The sequence below is a fragment of the Umezawaea sp. NPDC059074 genome, from assembly GCF_042738955.1.
Classification (GTDB): Bacteria; Actinomycetota; Actinomycetes; order Mycobacteriales; family Pseudonocardiaceae; genus Umezawaea.
Genome location: NZ_JBHYHC010000079.1, coordinates 26089 through 41932, shown reverse-complemented (window position 1 = coordinate 41932; position 15844 = coordinate 26089). Strand labels below are relative to the sequence as shown.

At 71.8% G+C, this 15844-nt stretch carries 14 protein-coding genes; 7 read left to right on the top strand and 7 right to left on the bottom strand.

What is annotated here, in order from left to right:
• Positions 1–317: 317 nt before the first annotated feature.
• Both ACFWW9_RS29775 and ACFWW9_RS29770 read left to right on the top strand, forming a co-directional pair.
• On the top strand, positions 318–941 hold the full coding sequence (locus tag ACFWW9_RS29775; protein ID WP_390384723.1) for a hypothetical protein: 624 nt from the start codon (positions 318–320) through the stop codon (positions 939–941).
• A gap of 562 nt (positions 942–1503) precedes the next feature.
• Complete coding sequence (locus tag ACFWW9_RS29770) at positions 1504–1851, top strand: hypothetical protein (protein WP_390384721.1); 348 nt, start codon at positions 1504–1506, stop codon at positions 1849–1851.
• 279 nt (positions 1852–2130) lie between these two features.
• Here ACFWW9_RS29770 and ACFWW9_RS29765 read toward each other — a convergent pair whose 3' ends face one another.
• The 4 genes from ACFWW9_RS29765 to glgX all read right to left on the bottom strand — a co-directional run bounded on the left by ACFWW9_RS29765 (position 2131) and on the right by glgX (position 6895).
• Positions 2131–3213: a hypothetical protein gene (locus ACFWW9_RS29765; protein ID WP_390384719.1), complete on the bottom strand. Its 1083-nt coding sequence runs from the start codon at positions 3211–3213 to the stop codon at positions 2131–2133.
• A 39-nt stretch (positions 3214–3252) separates the two neighbouring features.
• Positions 3253–3648, bottom strand: coding sequence for a rhodanese-like domain-containing protein (locus ACFWW9_RS29760; protein ID WP_390384716.1), 396 nt, complete (start codon positions 3646–3648; stop codon positions 3253–3255).
• Positions 3645–4223, bottom strand: coding sequence for a cysteine dioxygenase (locus tag ACFWW9_RS29755; RefSeq protein ID WP_390384714.1), 579 nt, complete (start codon positions 4221–4223; stop codon positions 3645–3647). Before ACFWW9_RS29755 ends, ACFWW9_RS29760 begins: the two co-directional genes overlap by 4 nt.
• 563 nt (positions 4224–4786) lie before the next feature.
• Entirely contained in the window at positions 4787–6895 is a 2109-nt protein-coding gene (gene glgX / locus ACFWW9_RS29750) for a glycogen debranching protein GlgX (RefSeq protein WP_390384712.1), read from the bottom strand.
• 241 nt (positions 6896–7136) lie between these two features.
• Here glgX and ACFWW9_RS29745 point away from each other — a divergent pair, with 241 nt between their 5' ends.
• From ACFWW9_RS29745 to ACFWW9_RS29725, 5 genes are read left to right on the top strand one after another with little or no spacing between them, the layout of a single operon-like run.
• Complete coding sequence (locus tag ACFWW9_RS29745; RefSeq protein WP_390384725.1) at positions 7137–7907, top strand: ABC transporter ATP-binding protein; 771 nt, start codon at positions 7137–7139, stop codon at positions 7905–7907.
• 3 nt (positions 7908–7910) lie between these two features.
• Positions 7911–8711 carry an SAM-dependent methyltransferase gene (locus ACFWW9_RS29740; RefSeq protein WP_390384710.1) on the top strand — a complete coding sequence of 267 codons (801 nt, stop codon included), beginning with the start codon at positions 7911–7913 and terminating at the stop codon, positions 8709–8711.
• Positions 8712–8769: 58 nt separating this feature from the next.
• Positions 8770–9549 carry an enoyl-CoA hydratase/isomerase family protein gene (locus ACFWW9_RS29735; RefSeq protein WP_390384708.1) on the top strand — a complete coding sequence of 260 codons (780 nt, stop codon included), beginning with the start codon at positions 8770–8772 and terminating at the stop codon, positions 9547–9549.
• A gap of 49 nt (positions 9550–9598) precedes the next feature.
• The gene (locus ACFWW9_RS29730) at positions 9599–10507 is read left to right on the top strand and encodes a class I SAM-dependent methyltransferase (RefSeq protein ID WP_390384706.1); all 909 of its coding nucleotides are present in this window, start codon (positions 9599–9601) and stop codon (positions 10505–10507) included.
• Positions 10508–11668, top strand: coding sequence for a class I SAM-dependent methyltransferase (locus tag ACFWW9_RS29725; RefSeq protein ID WP_390384704.1), 1161 nt, complete (start codon positions 10508–10510; stop codon positions 11666–11668).
• Here the strand turns inward: ACFWW9_RS29725 and ACFWW9_RS29720 are convergent.
• The 3 genes from ACFWW9_RS29720 to aroB are packed head-to-tail and all read right to left on the bottom strand — an operon-like array spanning position 11665 to position 15760.
• Positions 11665–12738: a sugar phosphate nucleotidyltransferase gene (locus ACFWW9_RS29720; protein ID WP_390384702.1), complete on the bottom strand. Its 1074-nt coding sequence runs from the start codon at positions 12736–12738 to the stop codon at positions 11665–11667. The genes ACFWW9_RS29725 and ACFWW9_RS29720 overlap by 4 nt on opposite strands.
• Positions 12738–14615, bottom strand: a complete 1878-nt coding sequence (locus tag ACFWW9_RS29715) for a TIM barrel protein (RefSeq protein ID WP_390384700.1) — start codon at positions 14613–14615, stop codon at positions 12738–12740. Before ACFWW9_RS29715 ends, ACFWW9_RS29720 begins: the two co-directional genes overlap by 1 nt.
• Positions 14612–15760 carry a 3-dehydroquinate synthase gene (aroB, locus tag ACFWW9_RS29710; RefSeq protein WP_390384698.1) on the bottom strand — a complete coding sequence of 383 codons (1149 nt, stop codon included), beginning with the start codon at positions 15758–15760 and terminating at the stop codon, positions 14612–14614. Before aroB ends, ACFWW9_RS29715 begins: the two co-directional genes overlap by 4 nt.
• Between the last annotated feature and the right edge of the window lie 84 nt (positions 15761–15844).

Here is a 15844-nt window from a genome sequence, read left to right as displayed (position 1 = left end):
CCGGCCGCGGCCGGGCACCCCGTGGCGTTCTCCGGGAGTGGCCGTCCTCCGTCACGCACGGCGACTGGATGCCCCGATGTGTTTACTTCGAATTCGGCCCGGTAACGCGCTGTGATCCAGGTCACGCCTGATGCCTCTTCGGTGATCTTAACTCTTTGGCATGACTCCTTTCCTATTGGGTGGAATCGGCCTTTGCGCTGGTAGCGGCCGATCGGCGAGCTTAAGCTCCCCCTGTGGAATTGTCCGATATCCGTTCCCGACGGATATCGCTGGGAATTCAGCCAGCTGGGAATAAGCGCTAGAGGGAGCAGGCAAACGTGAAGAAAATTGTTACCGTCGTCCCGTTGCTCGCCGTGTTGTTCGCCGCGACCGTCATCCCCGCCGCCGCGACCCCGAGTCGCGCGCAGGCCCAGGTCGACCCGCCCGCGGCCTGCCTCGACCACGTCACGAAGCTGGGGGACACCGTCAAGAAGGTCGTCGCGCCGCTGACAGCGGTCCCGCCGGATCCGAGCAAGGTCGCCACACCGCTCGGCGACGTCCTCGGGGTCCTCACTCAGATGCAGAGCTCCAAGTGCCTGCCGACGCCGCCGGTCAGCGTCCCGGCGGCGCCGGTCGCCGTCCCCGGCGCGCCCACCGGGTTCCAGGGGCCGGAGCAGTGCCTGTCCGCGGCCATGAACCTGTTCAGCATCGTCTTCGGCATCCTGAGCAAGGTCGTGCCCGGTGCGGGCGTCCCCGACGCCACCAAGCTGCTCACCGAGGTCACCGGCCTGCTCAAGGCCGTGACGGACACGCTGTCGGCCTGCGGTCTCCCGGCGCCTCCCGGTGGCCTGCCGACCGTGCCGTCGCTGCCGAGCCTGCCCGCGCCGGGTCTGCCCGCGCCCAGCCTGCCCGCGCCCGGTCTCCCCGCGCCCGGCCTGCCGGGGTTGCCCGCCGCCGCCTAGTTCCCAGGGGGAAGGCGGAAGTGGCGTCCACCATCGCGGTGGGCGCCACTTCCGTCGTTTCCGGGCCTCGGTCGGTCACTCTGCGCGACCACGGTCGTGGCGCCTCGGTCAGCACAAGCGGTGAACTAGGCCTGTCCGGTGTGTCGTCCCCCTCAAGCGCCCGGCCGCGAGCCGCTCGTCGGTAGCCACCCGTCACGCGTGGACGCGACTTCCACTCAGGTGTACGAGCGCGCTGCGGCATCCGTGCTCGGAGGGGCCGTTGGGGTCACTCTCCGCAGTGGACCATTCTCTCCGCTTTTTTGCGGAAAGGGAGCGAATCGCCTGCGACGGCACCGCCGTGAACTGCGAATACCGGCGGCTGCCCATTCGTGTCCACGCTTTGGTGTCGCCACCACTCGGATTCGTCACCGCTCGATTGTGCGACACATTCTCCCCAGGGGCGGCTCATCGGTAATCTCGGGGTTGTCCGAGTGGCTTAGCGGAAAGGGATCGAGAAATGCTCGAGATCCCCTCCGAGGAGTCGTTGAGGAATTCTTTCGCAGTGACGAGGAGAACAGTTTCCATGATCAAGAAATCCATCATCGTCGCCGGGGCCGTCGCAGGACTCTGCCTCATGGGCTCGCCCGCTTTCGCCGACACCGGTGACACAGCGGCCAAGCGCGACGTGCTGGACACCTCGTTGGTCGGCCCGGTGACGGTGAACGCGCTGTCGAACAACCCGAGGACGGACGGCGACGGAAATATCTCCGGCTCCGGCAACAACGGCGGCAACGGGAACAACGTGGGGAACAACAACAACGGCGGCAACGGGAACAGCAACGGCGGCGCGGGCAACAACCTCGGCGCGGGCAACGCGGGCGGCAACGGCAACAACGACCCCGCGTGGCCCTGGCACGGTCTCGTCGGCTGATCCGGTGGTCGGGGGGCCGGGAGCGTCCGCTTCCGGCCCTCGGGCCGGTTCCGCCGGGGCGGTGCCCGCCGGGCGTGGGCGGGTGGCGCCGGGAGCGGAGGCGGGTCGACGGGCGTGGGCGCGCCGGTCGGGACCTCCGTTCGCGCGGTGGGTGTTCGTCGACTCGACTCGACGTCGAGCGGGGGTGTTGTCGGCCGGCTGGGCGCGGGTGGCCGGAGACAGGGGTCGGGCGAAGTCGAGGGCCGTCCGGGAAATCGACCGGATGGTGAAAAGGGCTTTTCAGGAAATGTTCAAGCGGGCGGCGGTGCCCGACACCCGCGGCAGCCAGGCGGCCAGTTCGGTGGCCTCGGCCAGCGCGGTCCGGGCTCCGGCGTTGTCACCGCCCGCCATCAGGCCCCTGGCCACGGTCGCCAGGGAGTCCGCTCGCGACAGGGCGTCCTCGGCCCGGTCCGCGCTCTCGCGGCCCAGGCGCACGGCTTCCGCCGCGTCGCCGCGCACGAGGGCCAGCTGAGCCTCGGTCCCGGCCAGGCGGAGCCGGGGCAGGCCGAGCCCGATCGCCCCGTCGAGGGCGCGCGTGGCCGCGCCGACCGCCACCTCGGCGGGCAGCTGTCCGGCCTCGGCCGCCGACGCCGTCACGCCCGCCATGGTGGCCATCAGGAACGCCCGGTCCCGGTTCTCCAGGTCCTCGCGGCCCATCTGCCCGCTGACGACCTGGAGCGCCTCCACGTACCGGGCGGTGGCGGTGAGCACGGCGATCCGGGCCGAACTGGTCATCAGCAGCGACGGGTGGGCCGCCTCGGCCGCGGCGAGCGCGGTGTCCGCGGCGGCGAGGTCACCCGTGCGCACGGCGTCCAGGACGACGTTCACCAGCGGGGTGGCCTCCATCTCCGCGGCGGGCCGACCCGACAGCCGGGGGAGCGCGAAGACGAACCAGCCCGGTGACGTGGTCGCCGCGCTCCGGCGCGGCCACAGCTCGTGGGCCAGGCAGGCGGTGGCCCCGACGGCGAGGCCGAACGGGAGCTGGAACCAGGCGAACGCGGCGAAGCCCGCCGCGGTCAGTGCCGACGTGACGCCGGTGGCCCACAGCCTGCGGCGGGCGGGGGTGCGCGTCGCGCGCGCCCCGACGCGGACCACGACCGGCAGCGAGCGCAGCGAGATCCGCAGTCGGGGCGTCGACCACGCGCGCAGTTCACGGCCCGCGCCGAAGACCACGTAGCGGACCCGGAGACCCCAGAGCAGGACGCCCAGGAGGATGCCGACCTGGAACGACACGAGTTCCAGCAGCAGGCCGCCCAGCGCGCCCAGCAGCCCGGTGACGCCGTGGCCCGTGGCGAGCACGACCGCGATCACCACGACGGTCACCAGCGGTCCCGACCTGAACGGCTTCACAGGTCCGGGACGTTACGTGACCGCCTGCGTGCCACCCTCCCGAATCGGCAAACCCGCCTCGACCCACCCGCGGAAGCCGCCGATCAGGTCGGTGGCCTTCGGCAGGCCGACGCGGCGCAGGTCCCTGGCGGCGAGGCTGGACGAGTAGCCCTCGTTGCACAGCACGACGACGGTGGTGTCGGCCGTGAACCCCGGCAGGCGGTGGTCGCCCGCCGGGTCCAGCCGCCACTCGAGGACGATCCGCTCCACCGGGATCGAGTCCGGGATCTCGCCCTCCGCCACGCGGTTGTGCAGCGGACGCGTGTCGATGATCAGGGTGTCGCCGCCGCGGAGGTCGTTCAACTCCTGCGGGGTCACCCGCTTCAGCTCGGCGCGCGCCTCGGCCAAGAAGTCGTCGATGCCGCTCACGGGCCCTCCAGGTCGGCCAGCTCCCGCAGGCGCTCCAACGGGAGGCGCAGCGGGGGCAGGGGTGGGATGACGGACGGGATGTCGGCGAGGCTCGCGTACTCCCGCGTGGGGATCAGCGGCGGCGAGTACGCGTGCACGCTGGCCGCGCCGGCCGTGCCGGTGTTGCGCACCTCGTGCGCGCGGCCGGACCCGAACCCGATCGACGCGCCGACCGAGCGGCGGGCCTGGCGGATCGGGCCGGCGGGGTAGCGGTAGTTCTCGTGCAGCTCGCCGGTGAGGACGGCGAACGACCCGGACGCGCCGCCGTGGTCGTGGGGCTCGGTGTGCTGGCCGGGCAGCCAGGAGAGCAGCCACAGCTCGACGCCCTCGGTGAGGCCGAGACGCGCCCACCAGCGCTGGTCGGGGTCGAAGTCGAGGATCTCCAGCAGCGGGGTCGTCAGCTCGCTGGTCACGAAACTCGTCAGGTCGCGGAGTTCACGCGGGGTCCAGAGCTCGCGCTCCGGGTGGATGACGTCGCGGAGGAGGGGGACGTCGAGGGACGGGTGCAGGTCGGCATGGGTGAAGGTGGCGGTCACGGTCGCTCCTGAGGGCTACTGGATGTGAGCGGGTAGCTGTCAGAGACGCGACACGGAGCTAGCAGGGCCCGCGTCGCGTCCCGCTACAGCCGCACGACGCCACCAGGAGGAGGTCGATCGTCCGGTCGCACCAAGTCAGGAGGGAAGGGGCCACGGAAGTGATGTTGTCACGGGGAAATGGGGTGTGGCTCGAACGTCCCAGGGGGTGGTAATGGCTCTGTGGCCGAGGTATCGGGTGTCTCGGGCCAGTCGGTGCGGGGTTGCTGCCGGAAGTGCTGAGGTGGGTCTGTGTTTCCTGTCGGTGGCGCTGAAGCGGGTGTGTGTCCTGGCGGTGGCTCCGAAGCGGGTCCGGGGGTGGCCGATTTGACTTGGGGCCCCTCTTTTTGGCGCTAGTCGGGCCAAAACGGCAGGTGGAAAACTTGCAGCCCGACTAATTTTAGCGCCAAAAACCCCAAGTAAAATCGGCCGCTACGCGGCATGGCGCGTTCGGCCAGGCAGTCACCAGGCCCGTTGGTTCCTGCGGTTGTGGTTGGTTTTATTTTTGGCTTTTAATAAATTGTTTTTTAGTTCGGTGCTCGGAGTAGCAGTAGCGAGTGGCCGTTGACGGTGATTCGGGAACCCGGTTCCAGCAGGCCAGGGGTGGCGGGGGAGCCGTCCGCGGTGGTGGTGTCCAGCATGGGTTCGAAGTGGGCTCCGTATTCGGCCGGGGGGAGGGTGATGTCGATCGAGTCCGCTCCCGCGTGGAGCAGGAGGAGCCAGGAGTCGTCGGAGACCAGTTCGCCTTCCCGTGAGCGGGAGAGGCTGTTGGAGCCGTCGATCCACATTCCGAGGGTGCGCCTGCCCTCGTCGAACCAGTCCGTTTCGGCCATTTCCTCGCCGTCCGGCCTGAGCCAGACCAGGTCGGGTTCGCCGGAGGCGGTGGTGCGGCCTTCGAAGAACTCCGGTTGCCGCAGTGCCGGGCTGCCCGCGCGGAGGGTGATGACCCTTCGGGCGAACGCGAGCATTGAGGTGGCGTTGTCGTCGAGCTTCCAGTCGACCCACGACGTCTCGTTGTCGATGCAGTACGCGTTGTTGTTGCCGCCCTGGGTGCGCCAGAGCTCGTCGCCCGCCACGAGCATCGGGGTGCCGGTGGACAGCAGCAGCGTGGCGAAGAGGTTCCTGGCCTGCCTCGCCCTCAGCGAGACGATGCCGGGGGCGTCCGTCTCGCCCTCCACGCCGCAGTTCCACGAGCGGTTGTCGTTGGTGCCGTCGCGGTTGTCCTCGCCGTTCGCCTCGTTGTGCTTGTTGTTGTACGAGACGAGGTCGCGGAGGGTGAAGCCGTCGTGGGCCGTGACGAAGTTGATCGACTGCCACGGGCGGCGCAGGTCGTCGGCGTACAGGTCCGAGGAGCCGGAGAGGCGGTAGGCCAGGTCGCGGACGCCGATGGCGTTGCGCCAGAAGTCGCGGACGGTGTCGCGGTAGCGCCCGTTCCACTCGGCCCACTGGACGCCGAAGTCGCCCACCCGGTAGCCGTCGCCGGTCGCGTCCCAGGGCTCCGCGATGAGCTTGCAGCGGGACAGGATCGGATCGGTGGTGATGGCCGTCAGGAGGGCCGAGTTGCGGTCGAAGTAGCCGCCGCCCGGCCTGCCCATGGTGCTGGCCAGGTCGAACCGGAAGCCGTCGACGCCCAGTTCGGTCGCCCAGTAGCGGAGCGAGTCGGTGACCAGGCGCACGACCTGGGGCGACGCCGCCTCCAGGGTGTTGCCGCAGCCGGTGATGTCGAGGGTGCCGCCGCCCGCCACGTGCAGGTAGTAGCCGGGGGCGTCGAAGCCGCGGAACGACAGCGTCGGGCCGTCCGGGCCGCCCTCGCAGGTGTGGTTGAACACGACGTCGATGAGGACCTCGAGGCCCGCCGCGTGCAGGGCGGCGACCATCGTGCGGAACTCCTCGACCTCGCGGCCCGGCTCGCTCGCGTACGCGGGGTGCGGGGCGAAGTAGCCGAGCGGCGAGTAGCCCCAGTAGTTGTGCCTGCCCTCGCGGACCAGCGCGGGCTCGTCGATGAAGGCGTGGACGGGCAGGAGCTCGACGGTCGTCACGCCGAGTCGGACCAGGTGCTCGACGACGGCGGGGTGGGCCAGGCCGAGGTAGGTGCCGCGGAGGTGCTCCGGCACGTCCGGGTGCTGGCGGGTGAAGCCGCGGACGTGCAGCTCGTAGATCACCGCCTCCTCGAACGGCACCTCGGGCTTGGTGCCGGTGTCCGGGCCGCCGGGCGAGGTGACGACCGCCAGCGGGACGTGGCCCAGCGAGTCGACCACCGACGGCGGGCCCGTCATCGGGTCGTCCACGTAGCCGAGGGCCGCCTGGAGGTCGGTCACGGTGCCGGAGATCCGCTTCGCGTACGGGTCGAGCAGCAGCTTGGCGGGGTTGCCGCGCAGGCCGCGGGACGGGTCGTACGGGCCGTGGACGCGGTAGCCGTAGCGCTGGCCGGGGGTGACGCCCGCCACGAGGCCGTGCCACACGCCGAACGTGCGCTCGGTCAGCTCGATCCGGTTCTCGGTGCCGTCGTCGCTGATCAGGCACACCTCCACCGCGTCGGCTGAGGGTGCGGACACGGCGAAGCGCACGCCCCCGGCTTCCGGGTGGGCGCCCAGGGGGAACGGTCGGCCTGCGAGCACGGGGGAGTCGGCTGCCATGCCTAGATCCTGACAGGCCGGACCGACAATCGGCGCGCGAGCGAGCACGACTCCAGGCCCGGTCCACCGAGTTCATCCATGTCGCGTAACCGGCGGCCCCCCGGCTCCACCGGTTGTCCAGGCACCCCCGCCGCACCGGTGTCGAGGGGCGGTCGGAAACAATGGCCGGGTGACCGACCACGGGGCGAGGCAGGGCACTGTGCAGAGTTCGGATGTCGACGTGACCGATCTGGTCGTCCACATGGCCGGGGTCGCCGTGCGGCGGGGCAAGACCACGCTGGTGGGCGACGTCGACTGGAGCGTCGAACTGGACGAGCGCTGGGTGGTGCTCGGGCCGAACGGCGCGGGCAAGACGACCCTGTTGCGCCTGGCCAGCGCGGAGCTGCACCCGACAAAGGGCAAGCTGCACCTGTTGGGCGAGCGGATCGGCAAGACCGACGTGCGCGAGCTGAAACCGCGGATCGGGCTGTGCTCGGCGGCGCTCAACGGGCGGGTGCCCGCGGACGAGAAGGTCGTCGACGTGGTGGTCAGCGCGGGCTACGCGGTGATCGGCCGGTGGCGCGAGGAGTACGACGTCACGGACACGACCCGCGCCAAGGAGCTGCTGGGCACGCTCGGCATCGAGCACCTGTCCGAGCGCACCTACGGCACGTTGTCCGAGGGCGAGCGGAAGAGGACGCTGATCGCCAGGGCGTTGATGACCGACCCGGAGATGCTGCTGCTCGACGAGCCCGCGGCCGGTCTCGACCTCGGTGGTCGGGAGGACCTGGTGGCCCGGCTGTCGGAGCTGGCGATGGACCCGGACGCCCCGGCGATGGTGCTCGTGACGCACCACGTCGAGGAGATCCCGCCGGGCTTCACCCACGTGCTGCTGCTGCGCGAGGGCGGGGTCGTGGCGCAGGGGCTGCTGGACGACGTGCTGACGGAGGAGAACCTCTCGGCGACGTTCGGGCAGCCGTTGGAGCTCCAGCGGGCGGGCGACCGGTACTTCGCGCGCCGCAAGGCGGTGTGACCGGTGGTCGACCGCGAGGTGCGCTTGCCGCCGATCGTCGACCTGACCAAGCCGAACGACGCGCGGGTCTACGACTACCTGCTCGGCGGCGCGCACAACTTCGCCGTGGACCGCGAACTGGCCCGGCAGGCCGTGGCGGCCATGCCGGTGTTGCGGCAGGTGGCGCTGTCGAACCGCGCGTTCCTGCACCGGGTGGTGCGGGTGTGCGTCCACGCGGGCGTCCGGCAGTTCCTGGACCTCGGGTCGGGCATCCCCGGTCTCGGCAACGTCCACGAGGTCGCCCAGGCCATCGACCCGCGCTGCGCGGTCGCGTACGTGGACGTGGACCCGGTGGTGCACGCGCACGGGCAGCTGATCCTCTCGGACACGCCGGGCACCGCGCTGATCAACGAGGACCTGATGAACGCGGAGGCCGTGCTGGAGCACCCCGCCGTCCGCGGTCTGCTGGACTTCGACGAGCCGATCGCCGTGCTGGGGATGCTGGCGCTGCACTTCGTGCCGGACGAGCGGGACCCGGAGGGCGCGCTCGCGACGTACCGGGACGCGCTGCCGGTCGGCAGCATGCTCGGGCTGAGCCACCCGGCGGGCGACACGACGGCCGAGGGCGTCGACGAGGCGATCGACGTGTTCTCGCAGGGGCACATGGTCCCCGTGGCGCGCGACCTGGAGCGGTTGACCGGGTTCTTCGAGGGGTTCGAGCTGCTCGAACCGGGTGTCACGCGGGTGCCGAACTGGCGGCCGGACCGCGAGGGCTCCGAGGACGTGCCCGTGAACGGCGGGCTCGGAGTCAAGTCGAGCCGCTGACTACCGGGCGGTAACCTGCTGTCCGGCAGTGTGCTGAAGACCTGGTCGAGGAGGGCCTGTGGCTGAGTTCGTCACGCTGGAAGTCGACGGCGGTATCGGCACGATCCGGTTGGCCAGGCCACCGATGAACGCCTTGAACAAGCAGGTCCAGGACGAGATCCAGGCGGCGTCGCGGGAGGCGACCGAGCGCTCGGACGTCTACTCCGTGATCGTCTACGGCGGCGAGAAGGTGTTCGCCGCGGGCGCGGACGTCAAGGAGTTCGCGAAGATGACGCACGCGGAGATCACCGCCCGCGCGTGGTCGCTGTCCTCGGCGCTGGGCTCGGTCGCGGACATCCCGAAGCCGACCGTCGCGGCCATCACCGGCTACGCGCTGGGCGGCGGGTTCGAGGTCGCGCTGGGCTGCGACCGGCGGATCGCGGGCGACAACGCGAAGCTCGGCCAGCCGGAGATCCTGCTCGGCATCATCCCCGGCGGTGGCGGCACGCAGCGCCTCGCGCGGCTGATCGGGCCGTCGAAGGCGAAGGACCTGATCTACACCGGCCGGTTCGTCACGGCGCAGGAGGCGCTCGCGCTCGGCATGGTGGACGAGGTCGTGGCCCCCGACGACGTGTACTCGGCCGCCCAGCGGTGGGCGGGCCAGTTCGTCAACGGCCCGGTGCTCGCCTACGCCGCCGCGAAGGCCGCCGTCGACGGCGGCCTGGAGACCGACCTCACCAGCGGCCTGAAGCTGGAGAGCCACCTGTTCGCCGCGCTGTTCGCCACCGAGGACCGCGCGGTCGGCATGCAGTCGTTCATCGAGAACGGTCCCGGAAAGGCCAACTTCAGTGGCAAGTGACCCTGTTTCCCCAAATCCGGCACCCCAGCCCCACGCCACCGTCGAGCAGATGGAGGCGGCGTGGAAGGACCCCAAGCTCGCCAACGTGCTCTACCACGACTGGGAAGCCGGCACGTACGACGAGAAGTGGTCCATCTCCTACGACGAGCGCTGCATCACCTACGCCACGGACCGCTTCCGCGCGGTGTCCGGCGGCGTCGGCCCGTACGAGCACGCGCTGGAACTGGGCTGCGGCACCGGCTTCTTCCTGCTGAACCTCATGCAGGGCGGGGTCATCAAGAAGGGCTCGGTGACGGACCTGTCGCCCGGCATGGTCGAGGTCGCGCTGCGCAACGCCGAGAACCTCGGCCTGCCGGTCGACGGCCGGGTGGCCGACGCCGAGCGGATCCCGTACGACGACAACACGTTCGACCTCGTCGTCGGGCACGCCGTGCTGCACCACATCCCGGACGTCGAGGCGGCGATGCGGGAGGTCCAGCGGGTCCTCAAGCCCGGCGGGCGGTTCGTGTTCGCGGGCGACCCGACGAACATCGGCAACTTCTACGCGCGCAAGCTCGGCCAGCTCACCTGGTGGCTGACGACGAACGTCACGAAGGCGCCCGTGCTCAGCGAGTGGCGGCGTCCGCAGGAGGAGCTGGACGAGTCCTCCCGCGCGGCCGCCCTGGAAGCCGTGGTGGACCTGCACACGTTCGACCCGGCCGACCTGGAGCGCACGGCTCGCGCGGCGGGCGCCCGTGAGGTCAAGGCCGTGACGGAGGAGCTGTCGGCCGCGCTGTTCGGCTGGCCGGTCCGCACGTTCGAGGCCGCCGTGCCGAAGGGCAAGCTCGGCTTCGGGTGGGCGATGTTCGCCTACCGCGGCTGGCAGCGGCTGTCGTGGCTGGACGAGAACGTGCTCGCGAAGGTGCTGCCGCGCGAGGTGTTCTACAACGTGTCCGTCACCGGTCGCAAGCCCCTCTAGGTGGGCTACGGGTTCTCGCCCGCCGACGTGGCGTACCTGCGTTCCGACGCCGGGTGCGCCGCGTTGGCCGCGGTGGCGGAGCTGCCGCTGACCGACCGGCTGGCCGACGTGGCCGCCGCCCGGCGGATCGCCGGTGACCGGTTCGCCGCCGTGCTGGAAACCGTGCTGCTGCGCCGAAAAGCGGTGTCCAAAGTGGACGGGTCGAGTGACTGGCTGTTCACCGACGACGCCTTGCAGCAGGCGACGGCGTCCCCGGTCGGACGGCACCGCGCGGCGCGGTTCGCCGGGCGCGTGGTGCACGACGTGACGTGCTCGGTCGGCGCGGACCTGGTGGAGCTGGCGCGGGTGGCCGACCGGAGCGTCGGGTCGGACCTGGACCCGGTGCGGCTGGCCATGGCGCGGCACAACTGCGGGCCGGACCAGCCGCTGCTGCGGGCGGACGCGCTGACCCGCGTGTCACGGGCGACCGCGGTCACCGCGGACCCGGCGCGGCGGGACTCGGCCGGGCGGCGGACGTGGAAGCCCTCGGACTTCCTGCCCCCGCTGGACGAGCTCGCCGACACCTACGCGGGCGTGGACCTCGCGGTGAAGTGCGCGCCGGGCATCGACTTCGCCGTCGCGCCGTGGGCGGACGAGGTCGAGCTGGTGTCGTTGGACGGCGGCGTGCGCGAGGCGTGCCTGTGGACGCGCGGGCTGGCGACGCCGGGCGTGGCGCGGCGGGCGACCGTGCTGCGGCAGGGGAGTCCGGCGTGGACGATCACCGACGCCGAGCCGGACGACTGCCCGGTGCTGCCGCCGGGGAAGTGGATCGTCGACCCGGACGGCGCGGTCGTGCGGGCCGGGCTGGTCCGGCACTACGCGGCCCGCCACGGGCTCGGTCAGCTCGACGAGCGGATCGCCTACCTGACCGGCGACGAGCCGCCACCGGGCGTGCGGGCGTTCCGCGTGGTCGAGCACGGGCACTACACGGAGAAGTCGTTGCGCACGGTGCTGCGCAAGCACGACGTGGGGCGGTTGGAGATCCTCGTCCGCGGCCTGGACGTCGACCCGAACACCTTGCGGCGCAGGCTGAAGCTCGCCGGGTCGGCCGAGGCGACCGTCGTGCTCACCCGGATCGGCAGCGGCCCCGTCGCGATCCTCTGCCACGCCGAGCGCACCTAGGGTTCGAGGTCCGCGATCCCGCACCGGGACGTGGTCAGGTGTTCGCCCGCCCCGACGACGGTGTCCACGGCCTCGACGCCCGGCCCCACGACCGCGCCGGGCAGCAGGACGGATCGGTGCACGATCGCGCCCGCCTGGACGTCCGCACCGGGGAACAGCACGCTGCCCCGGATGTTCGCGCCCGCCGGGAACGGTCCTGCCACGAGGTTGTCCGCCACGGTTCGCGGGGTCGGGCCGCCGAGCGTCAACGGGGCCGTCAGGGCTTCGGGGTGGCCGATCAGCCCGAGCTGGCCGGAGTGGTAGCGCTCGACCGTGCCGATGTCCGCCCAGTACCCGGTGATCGGGTGGGCGAGCACCTTGCGGCCGGTGGCGATCATCGCGGGCAGGACGTCGCGGCTGATGTCGTGCTGCCAGCCGTCCTCGCCCAGCGCGGTCAGCTCGGCCAGCACCTTCACCAGGGTGTCGATGCGGAACAGGCAGAACGCCGTGAAGATCAGGTCCGACGTCGGGTCCGGCGGTTTCTCCACCAGCCGCCGCACGGTCAGGTCGTCGTTCACCTCGACCATGCCGAACAGCTTCACGTACCGGCGTTCGATGGCCTGCACGCCGATCGTCACGTCCGCGCCGCTCTCGCGGTGCGCGGCCAGCATCGGCCCGTAGTCGTAGGTGTAGACGTGGTCCGCGTGCTGCACCAGCACGTCCCGCGCGCCCGGCGCGAACAGGTACTCGGCGTTGGCGATCAGCGCGTCGGCCGTGCCCAGCTCCGGCGCGCGTTCCGGCAGCGGGCCGGTGAACGACGGGTCGCGCACGAGGTCGTCGTGCGGTCCGAAGTGGACTTTCAGCGCGGTGTGGTCCCAGCTGCGCAGCAGGTGGTCGATGAGGTCGCGTTCGCGGTGCAGCGACATCAGCACCAGCTCGGGGATGCCGGAGCGCAGGGCGTTGTCGACGCTGAAGTCGACCAGCCTGCACGACGCCGCGTAGGGGACGAGGGGTTTGCACGTGCGGGCGGTGAGCGTGCCCATCCGCTCGCCGAGCCCACCGGCCAGCAGTGCCGCCCTGACGTCGTGCATCACCACGTCCTCCCCTGCGGTTCGCGGTCCGGGAGCAGCGAGCGCAGCAGCCGCACCGAGTTCGCCGCGCTCTGCTCCCTCGGCAGCAGCGCGTCCTCGTGCTCGACGTAGAGGACGCCGCGGAAGCCCTCGTCGAGCAGCGCGGCCACCACGCCGGGCCACGGCAGGTCGCCGGACCCCAGTGCCCGGAACCGGATCGCCGGTCCCGGCCCGTAGCGGGACCAGCCCGCGCCGGGCGGCTGGTCGGTCCCGGTCCAGCGCTGGAGGTCCTTCGCGTGCGCGGCCCCGAGCCGGGTACCCCACCCGCGGGCTACCGACACCGGGTCGTACCCGACGGCCGCGAGGTTCGCGACGTCCAGGCACAGCCGCACGTCCGCCGCGTCCAGCAGCCGCCGGGTGCTGTCCGGGTCGTAGGCGACCTGCTTGGGGTGCGGTTCGACGAGCAGGTGCACGCCGTGCTCGGCGGCCAGCTTCAGCACCGGCGCGGCGGCGTCGAGCCAGGCGTCGACGTTGTCGGACCAGGAGACGTCGCTGTGCCACCAGGAGAGCCAGCGCGACAGGTCCGGGACGCCGAACATCAACCGCGCCTGGGTCGCGCCGAGGTCGGCGGCGATCCGGATCGTGTGCTCCGCGTGCCGCAGCGCGTGCGCCCGCTTCTCGTCGGCCGTCCCGGCGAGCACCGGGTCGGTGTGCGGGCCGTGCGGCCCCAGCAGCAGTTGGGTGTCGCGGCTGTTGCTGACGCACGTCACGGCCAGGTCGGACAGGGTGCTTCGCAGGTCGGACCGGTAGTCGGCGTCGGCCGCCCAGCGGTCCGCGTCGACCAGGCCGGTCGTCGTGTCGGTGGGCAGGTCGACGGCGTCCACGCCGAGGTCGCGGGCCGCGTCCAACGCCGCCGGGAGCCCGTCACCGCCCCACGCGGCCAGGCACAGCCCGAGCGCGATCGGCCCGGTGGCCGTGGCCGGTCGCGGCGCGGGACGGGGTGGGTCGGCGAGCGTCACCGTCCACGCGCAGTCGTCCAGCGCCCAGTCCGGCACGCCTTCGGCCAGCGCGGCCTCGATGGTGGCGTTGGGGTCGGTGATGACGACGACCTCGCCGAGCACCTCGGTCCGGAACGCCTCCAGGAACTCCGGGCAGCCGAGGAACACCCCGCCGCCCGCCGCCACGGTCCACTCGCCCTCGAGCCCGGCCGCCGCCGCGGCGGCCCGGACGCCGAGGCCGAGTTCGGCGACGGCGGCCTCGACCAGGTGCGTGGCGACGGGGTCGTCGTCCAGCCAGGCCCGGCACACGATCGGCGCGAGCGCGGCGACGGCCGCCTTGGGGTACGCCAACCGCGCGAGGTCCCGCGCGGTCGTCACGCTGAAGTGCTTGGCCAGCACGGTGTCCGGCCCCCGGCCGTCCAGGGCGCGCACGGCGGCGCGCAGCCCGGACAGGCCGAGGTCGTACGCGCTGCCCTCGTCGCTGCCGAGGTACTCGCAGCTCCCGACCCGCACCGGGGCGGACCGGCCGTCACCGGCCAGGAAACCCGAGCCGGTGCCGCACACCACCGCGACGCCCCTGCCCGCCAGCGGCGGGGCCACCAGCCACGGCAGGGCGTCGTTGGAGACGACGAGCCGCCCGCGCAGGCCCGTCCGTTCGGCGGTCCGGCGCAGGCGTTCCAGCTCGGTCCCCGGATCGCGGGGGTCGATCGTGGCCGTGGCGATCCAGCCCCGTCCGACCCGGCCGCCCAACGAGGTGGCCAGGTCGGCGAAGGCGGTCCGCAGCACGGTGTCGGCGTCGGGTCCGGACGCCGGGTTGACCGACCCGTACCGGCGTCGGCCGCCGGGACCGGTCACCGCGGTCCCGGTCCCACCGGCGTCGATCGTCCACACAGGACTCACAGCCGCTCCCTCGTCAGGGCCTCCCGCACCTCGGCGGAGGTGACGTCCTCCACGATCGCGGTCGTGCCCAGCTCGACCGGCAGCACGAACCGCAGGCTGCCGTCGCGGATCTGGCGGATCTTGTCCAGCGCGCCGACCACGTCCTCGACGTCGACCTCGACGCCGAGGTCGGCCAGCGACACCGGCAGCCCCAGTCTTCTGATCAGCGCGATCACCCGGTCGGCCGTCGCCGGGTCCACGACCCCGCGCGAGCGGGCCACGTCGATCGCGACCGCCATGCCGAACGCGACCGCCTCGCCGTGCAGCACCGGGCCGTAGTCCGTCACGGTCTCCACGGCGTGGCCGACGGTGTGGCCGAAGTTCAGCGGTCGCCGCAGGTCCACCTCGTACGGGTCCCGGCCGACCAGCTCGGTCTTGATCGCGCTGGCCGCGTGCACCAGCACGTCCACGGCGGGCGAGCGGCACTCGACCAGGTCGTCCACGTTCCGCTCGATGTGGTCGAACAGCGCGGGCGAGGCGATCACGGCCTTCTTCACCACCTCGGCGAGCCCGGCCCTGGCCTGCCTGCGGTCCAGCGTCTCCAGGTACGCGAGGCAGGAGATCACCGCGCGCGGCTGGTAGAACGCGCCGACCAGGTTCTTCGCCTCGCTGTGGTCGACCGCGACCTTGCCGCCGATGCCCGCGTCGACCTGGGCCAGCAGCGTGGTCGGCATGTTCACGTAGGGCACCCCGCGCATGTAAGCGCTTGCCACCCAGCCGACGGTGTCGGCGATGACGCCGCCGCCCAGGGCGATCACGACGTCGCGCCGGGCGAAGCCGATCTGCGCCAGCCAGTCCACCAGCTCGAACGCCGTGGTGGCGGTCTTGCTCTTCTCGCCGCTGGGCACGCTGGTCGTGCCCAGCAGTTGGCCCCGCTCGGCCAGCGCGGCCGCGATCGGCCCGGAGTGCAGTTCGGCCACGACGTGGTCGGTGATGATGACGGCTCTTCGGCCGTCCAGTTCGGCCAGCAGCACGGCTATCGCCGCGTCGACCTCGCGCACCACGTCGATCCGGTACGAGTCCTCGCGGACCACGTCGACGTGCACCACGGAAGGCCCGTCGGGCAACGGGATTCGGTCTGTCACCAAGTACTCGGGACTGTCCATCTGTCTCCTCTCGGGGGTCACCCGATAAGGCGCCGGTTGGCAGCTTGTCCGTGTCGGAGTTACGTTGGGTTCACAATCACTGAA